The sequence below is a fragment of the Kitasatospora sp. NPDC091257 genome (genome assembly GCF_044757675.1).
Classification (GTDB): domain Bacteria; phylum Actinomycetota; class Actinomycetes; order Streptomycetales; family Streptomycetaceae; genus Kitasatospora; species Kitasatospora lactacystinica.
Window position 1 is genome coordinate 1 of the sequence record NZ_JBIVVI010000538.1, and the last position, 5872, is coordinate 5872.

The following is a 5872-nucleotide window of genomic DNA, read 5'->3' on the forward strand; positions in this document are numbered from 1 at the left end:
CCACCACCGGCGCCCGTACGGGCAACGGCACCACGGCCAGCACCGGCAGCCCCGGACGGTGGCGGCCGCTACGGAATCACTTCCAGCACGGAGAAGTGCCCGCCCTGCGGGTCGGCGAGCCGGGCGGCGCGGCCGCGGGCGGTGTCGTGCGGTTCGACCAGGACCCGGCCGCCGAGCTCCACGGCGTGACGGGCGGCCAGCCCGGCGTCGCGGACCACGAAGTGGGTGCGCCAGCGCGGCGGGTGGCCGCGCAGCTCGGCGCGGTGCCGGATGCCGGCGACCGGCCGCCCGCGCACCAGCAGCGCGGTCTCGTCCGCGGCGGAGCGGACCGGGCAGCCGAACACGGTGGAGTAGAAGGCGGCGGCGCCCTGGGCGTCGGGGGTGAGCAGTTCGGCCCAGGCCGGGGCGCCCGGTTCGCGGCCGGCCTCCCGGCCGAGGTGCTCCTCGCCCTGCCAGAGGCCGAAGACCGCACCGGAGACGTCGGCGGCGATGGCCATCCGCCCGGCGCGTTCGGCCTGGAGCGGTCCGACGGCGACGGTCCCGCTGCACTCGCGGACCAGCTGGGCGGTGCGGTCGGCGTCGTCCACGGCGAAGTAGGTGGTCCACTGCACCGGGAAGCCGGTGGCGGTGGAGACGCCGAGGCCGGCCACCGGCGCCCCGTCGAGCTCGGCCCGGACGTAGTCGCCGAGCTGCCCGGGCCCGGGCGTGTACGTCCAGCCGAGCAGGGCGCCGTAGAAGGCGCGGGCGCCGGGCAGGTCGTCGGTCAGCAGGCTGACCCAGCAGGGCGTGCCCTGGGCCAGTCGGAGTTCCACCGCGGGCAATGCGGGCCTCCTCGTGGGTGGTTGGCGCACGGAAATCCACGCGCGCGAGGGTGATGCTTCCACTCTGGCGGGCGCCCAACCCTCGGGCCGCGCGGAAAATCCGGCAAAGACCCCACAAAGAGCGGCGGTTCGGGCGTGTCCCGACGGATTCCGTCGGATTTCGCGGGTCGGACCGCGACAAGGAGCCGGATGCCCCGCCGCCGGGGCCGCGCTGCGCGACAATGGCCGCCATGACCACCACCTACAACGACGGTTCCCCGCTGATCTCCGCGGCCGAGCTGCGGGAGGCGCTGGCCTCCGCGCTGCCGCCGGTGCTGCTGGACGTGCGCTACCAGCTGGTCGGCGCCGCGCCGGGCGGCCCGACCGCGGCCGAGGAGTACCGGGCCGGTCACCTGCCCGGCGCCCACTTCGTCGAGCTGGACCGGGACCTGGCCGCCCCGCCCGGCGCCCCCGGCCGGGGCGGTCGCCACCCGCTGCCGGACCCGGAGGAGTTCGGCGCGGCGATGCGCCGTTTCGGGGTGAGTGCGCTGCGCCCGGTCGTGGTGTACGACGGCGCGGCCTCGATGGCGGCGGCCCGGGCCTGGTGGCTGCTGCGCTGGGCCGGGCACCGGGACGTCCGGGTGCTGGACGGCGGGTTCGCGGCCTGGCAGGGGGCCGGGCTGCCGGTGTCGACCGAGCTGCCGGAGCCGGGGGAGGGCGACTTCAAGCCGGTGCCGGGGCAGCTGCCGACGGTGGACGGGGACGGCGCCGCGGCCCTGGCGCGCGGCGGCCTGCTGCTGGATGCCCGGTCCGGGGAGCGCTACCGGGGCGAGAGCGAGCCGGTGGACCCGCGGGCCGGGCACATCCCGGGCGCGGTCTCGGCGCCGACGGCCGGGAACGTGGGCCCGGACGGCCGGTTCCGGCCGGCCGCCGAGCTGGCCGCCCGGTTCCGGGCGCTGGGTGCGGGGGAGCGGGAGACCGCGGTGTACTGCGGTTCGGGCGTGACGGCGGCGCACCAGATCCTGGCGCTGGAGGTGGCGGGTCTGCCGGCCGTGCTGTACCCGGGCTCGTGGAGCGAGTGGTCGAGCGACGAGTCGCGTCCGGTGGCGGTCACCGAGCAGCCGGGCTGAGCCGGCGCGCACCCTGCGGCGGGATCCCCCGACGGGTGCGCAGCGCTAGGGCGTGTCCGACCATTCCCGCCGGGTGCGCGGCGAATGGTCGGACACGCCCCAGGGGGCGCCGGCCCGGCCGACGCCCCCTACCACCGTGCTGCTGCTGCGCTACTACTCCTGCTTCTTGCGCCGGCTGCCGAAGACGATCTCGTCCCAGCTGGGCACGGTGGCCCGGCGCCCGGGCCGGACGCCGTCCGCCTCGGCCTGCCGGTCGGTGGTGCCGACCAGGCGCTCACGGTGCGGGGCGACGGCGCGCGGCATCAGGATGTCGGCGTAGGCCGAGCCCGCGCCGACGGCCGGGGCGGCCGCCGCAGCGGCCTCCTCGCTCTCCTCGGCGACCTCGGCGGGCACCGGTTCGATCGGGGCGGGGGCGCCGACGGCGAGGTCGCCGCGGAAGGCGGGGACCACGTCGAGCAGGCTGGTCAAGGAGTCCCGGGCCTCGGCGGTGGCCTCCCGCGACTCGCGGACCTCGCGGGCCGACATGATGCGGTCGGCCGAGGGCCGGTCGATCATCGGGCGGGGCGGCCGCTCGTGGGGGAGCCGGGCGATCCGCGGGATGAACGGGAAGACCGACTCCTCCTCGCGCTCGACGTTCTCGCCGATCAGCGCGCGGGCCTCGTCGTCGTTGGGCTGGACCAGGCGCCGGGGCGGGTCGTACGTCCAGGAGGCGCTGCGGCCCTCGCCGTCGGCCCGGTAGGAGAGGATGACCTCCCAGGTGCCGTCGTCGCGCCGCCAGGAGTCCCAGCGCTCGGTCTCCTTCTCGGCGCCGCGCAGCGCGAGCCGCTCGGCGACGGCCTCGCCGAGCTGCGGACCGGGGGACTCGCCGTTGCGGCGGATCGCGGTCTTGCGGGCGCGCTCGGCCATGAAGGCGCGTTCGGCGAGCACCGGGCCCTCGAAGCGGCGGACGCGGTCGACGGAGATGCCGGCCGCCTGGGCGACCTCCTCGGCGGAGGCACCGGCTCGTATCCGGGCCTGGATGTCCCGGGGCCGCAGATGGCTCTCGACCTCGATCTCGATCTGGCCGAGGCGCGGCCGGTCCCCGCGGATGGCGGCACGCAGCCGCTCATCGATGGGAAGGGTGTACTCCGTGCTGTCGGCAGCCTTGAGCACCAGCCGTGTGCCGTCGTTGCTGACGGCCACAACCCGCAGTTCGGGCACGGTTACCTCCCGGGTGGTGCCTGCCGACGTCACCTGCGTCGCTGCTCCCGTACTGAGTGTGGCCTGCCCACTGGCGACTGGCCACAACCTTGCTGAGTTCCCCGGCGTGTCGGGCTTATGCCCGCGCGCGCCGCTGTGGCACGGTTGCCTTTTTGCCACGCCGTCCGTCGGCGTCGCGCCTGGGTGTCCCGGCCGTCCTCGCACGCGGAGTGTTCGCGACGATCCGGGACCGGCGTCGCCGTGCGTGCCCGTTCAGTGGCTCCTCGTCAAGCTACCGGTGTAGACGTAGTCGACAAGTCGACCCAAGGCTCGGGCTTTACGAACAGTACTCCATTCGTGGCATCCAGCGGGGCGGCTCGCCGCTCAAGTCTCCCGCGATTCACGGGAATCTCAAGAGCGCGCTCCCCCAATGGCGGACCACCGTCGGATGAACGGTGATCATCTTCACACAATCCGGGTGCGGAGAACCGCATTTTCGTCCCTTGTGTCCTTCTTTGTGCAAGATGGAGAGCCTTGTTCGAGGAACAGTCGTACGGACCGAGGGATGTTGATGCCGGAGCGGAGCCCCGCCGAGGAGGGCGGAAAGGTCAAGGAGGAGCGCAGGCGCATCGATCTGAGTGTGGCTCAGGTCGCGGCGAGTGCGCTGGCCACGGTGGTGGGCGCGCTGCTGGCCTCCGAGCTGGGGGTGTACGGCACGATCCTGGGCGCCGCCGTGGTGAGCATCGGGGCCACCACCGGTGGCGCGGTGTTCCAGCACATCTTCAAGCGGACCGGTGAGCAATTGCGCGAGGCGGTGGACCGGGGGCCGAACCAGGCCGCCAACACCCTGCGGCAGGCGCCGGTGGAGACCGGGCCGTCCGGGACGCGGGCGCAGCCGCCGGTGATCACCTCGGAATGGAGCGAGCCGCAGGTGGTGCGGGCGCGCCGGCGGTGGGGCTGGAAGACGTACGCGGCGGTGTCCGGGCTGGTCTTCGTGCTGGCGATGGCGCCGATCGTGGCGTTCGAACTGGCCACCGGGCAGCCGGTGTCGGCGACGGTCAAGGGCGAGTCCGGCAACGGCACGTCCTTCGGCGGGGCGCTGACGTCCAAGTCCGACCGGCCGCAGGACGCCCCGACGGACCGGCCCGCCCCGGGCGGCCGCCCGGGCCAGGACACCGCGCCGTCCGGCGGGGCCTCGGCCCCGGCGACCACCCGGCCGAGCCGGGAGCCGGGCGACACGCCGAGCACCGGCGCGGGGACGGCCTCGCCCTCGGCGGGCCCGGGCGCGACCCCGTCGGCCGGCGCCTCCCCGTCGGCGGGCGGCGGGAAGCCCGGCGGCGGGACGACCCCGCAGCCGCCGGCGCCGAGCGACGCCCCGGCGAGGGAGCCGCTGAAGGAACCGGCGAAGGCACCGGCGGCCCCGTCGGCCGACGGGACCGCCGTGACCTCCTAGGACATGCGCTGGGCGCCCAGCACCCGGCGCAGGTAGTCGTTGCCGAACACCCGCTGCGGGTCGACCTCGTCGCGCAGCGCGGTGAAGTCGCCGAAGCGCGGGTAGACGCCGGCCAGGTACTCGGCGTCGCGGGTGTGCAGCTTGCCCCAGTGCGGCCGGCCCTGATGGGCGGTCATCAGCTGTTCGACGCCGGTGAAGTAGCCCTGGTCGGCGGTGCCCCGGTAGAGGTGGACGGCGATGTAGGCGCTGTCCCGGCCGGAGGCGGTGGAGAGCCAGAGGTCGTCGGCGGGGGCGAAGCGCACCTCGACCGGGAAGCTGACCTTCCAGTCGGAGCGCTCGACCAGGGCCTTCAGTTCGCGCAGCACCTCGCCGACGGCCGCGCGCGGCACCGCGTACTCCATCTCCACGAAGCGGACCTTGCGCGGGCTGGTGAACACCTTGTACGCGGTGTCGGTGAAGCTGCGTTCGGACCAGGCCCGGCTGGCCATCGAGGCGATCGAGGGGATCGAGCCGGGGAAGCGCCGGCCGACCCGGCAGGCGCCCTCCCAGACGGTGTTGGAGAGGAAGTCGTCCTCCAGCCACTCCTTGAACCGGGGCAGCGGGGCGGCCGGGCCCTGGCTGCGGTTGTTGCGCTTGGTGGCGCAGCGGTCGGTGTGCGGGAACCAGTAGAACTCGAAGTGCTCGTTGACGGCGGTGAGGTCGTCCAGGCGCTCCAGCACCTCGTCGAAGCCCATCGGCTGTTCGTGCGCGGTGAGCAGGAAGGCCGGCTCGACGCCGAAGGTGAGCGCGGTGATCACGCCGAGGGCGCCGAGGCCGAGCCGGGCGCCCTGGAAGAGCCGGGGGTTCTCGGTGGGGGAGCAGTGCCGGACGGTGCCGTCGGCGAGGACGATCTCCAGGGCGCGGATCTGGGCGGCCAGCGAGCCGGAGTCGCGGCCGGTGCCGTGGGTGCCGGTGCTGGTGGCGCCGGCCACGGTCTGGACCTCGATGTCGCCTATGTTGGTCAGCGAGAGGCCCTCGGCGGCGAGGACCCGGTTGAGCCGGTGCAGCGGGAGGCCGGACTCGACGGTGATGGTGCCGGCCTCGCGGTCGATCCCGCGGACGGCGGTGAGCGCGTGCGGGCGGATCTGGACGCCGTCGCCGGCGGAGGCGATGGAGGTGAAGGAGTGGCCGGAGCCGACGGCCTTGACGGTGCGGCCCTGTTCGGCGGCCCGCAGGATCTCCTTGGCCAGTTCCTCCGCGGTGCCGGGGGCGGCGGCCCGGGCGGGCCGGGCGCTCTGGTTGCCGGCCCAGTTGGTCCACCGGGTGGGGGT

At 74.9% G+C, this 5872-nt stretch carries 5 protein-coding genes; 2 read left to right on the forward strand and 3 right to left on the reverse strand.

The window, feature by feature from the left end; translation table 11 throughout:
• Positions 1-68: 68 nt before the first annotated feature.
• Complete coding sequence (locus ACIQOV_RS23690; RefSeq protein ID WP_401051475.1) at positions 69-812, reverse strand: VOC family protein; 744 nt, start codon at positions 810-812, stop codon at positions 69-71.
• Positions 813-1051: 239 nt separating this feature from the next.
• Here ACIQOV_RS23690 and ACIQOV_RS23695 point away from each other — a divergent pair, with 239 nt between their 5' ends.
• Entirely contained in the window at positions 1052-1930 is an 879-nt protein-coding gene (locus ACIQOV_RS23695) for a sulfurtransferase (protein WP_401051465.1), read from the forward strand.
• A 153-nt stretch (positions 1931-2083) separates the two neighbouring features.
• Here the strand turns inward: ACIQOV_RS23695 and sepH are convergent, their stop codons facing one another.
• Entirely contained in the window at positions 2084-3163 is a 1080-nt protein-coding gene (gene sepH, locus ACIQOV_RS23700; protein WP_359913245.1) for a septation protein SepH, read from the reverse strand.
• A 517-nt stretch (positions 3164-3680) separates the two neighbouring features.
• Between sepH and ACIQOV_RS23705 the strand changes: the two genes are divergently transcribed.
• Positions 3681-4562: a hypothetical protein gene (locus ACIQOV_RS23705; protein ID WP_401051471.1), complete on the forward strand. Its 882-nt coding sequence runs from the start codon at positions 3681-3683 to the stop codon at positions 4560-4562.
• On the opposite strand, the gene ACIQOV_RS23710 is transcribed toward ACIQOV_RS23705, so the two are convergent.
• The coding region (locus ACIQOV_RS23710; protein WP_401051473.1) for a D-arabinono-1,4-lactone oxidase at positions 4559-5872 on the reverse strand (1314 nt) is incomplete at its 5' end. The two genes, ACIQOV_RS23705 and ACIQOV_RS23710, sit on opposite strands and share 4 nt — an antisense overlap.

Bases quoted from the DNA above. Each gene is read 5' to 3' on its own strand.
- ACIQOV_RS23695 (WP_401051465.1), top strand. From the start codon at position 1,052: ATGACCACCACCTACAACGACGGTTCCCCGCTGATCTCCGCGGCCGAG.
- ACIQOV_RS23705 (WP_401051471.1), top strand. From the start codon at position 3,681: ATGCCGGAGCGGAGCCCCGCCGAGGAGGGCGGAAAGGTCAAGGAGGAG.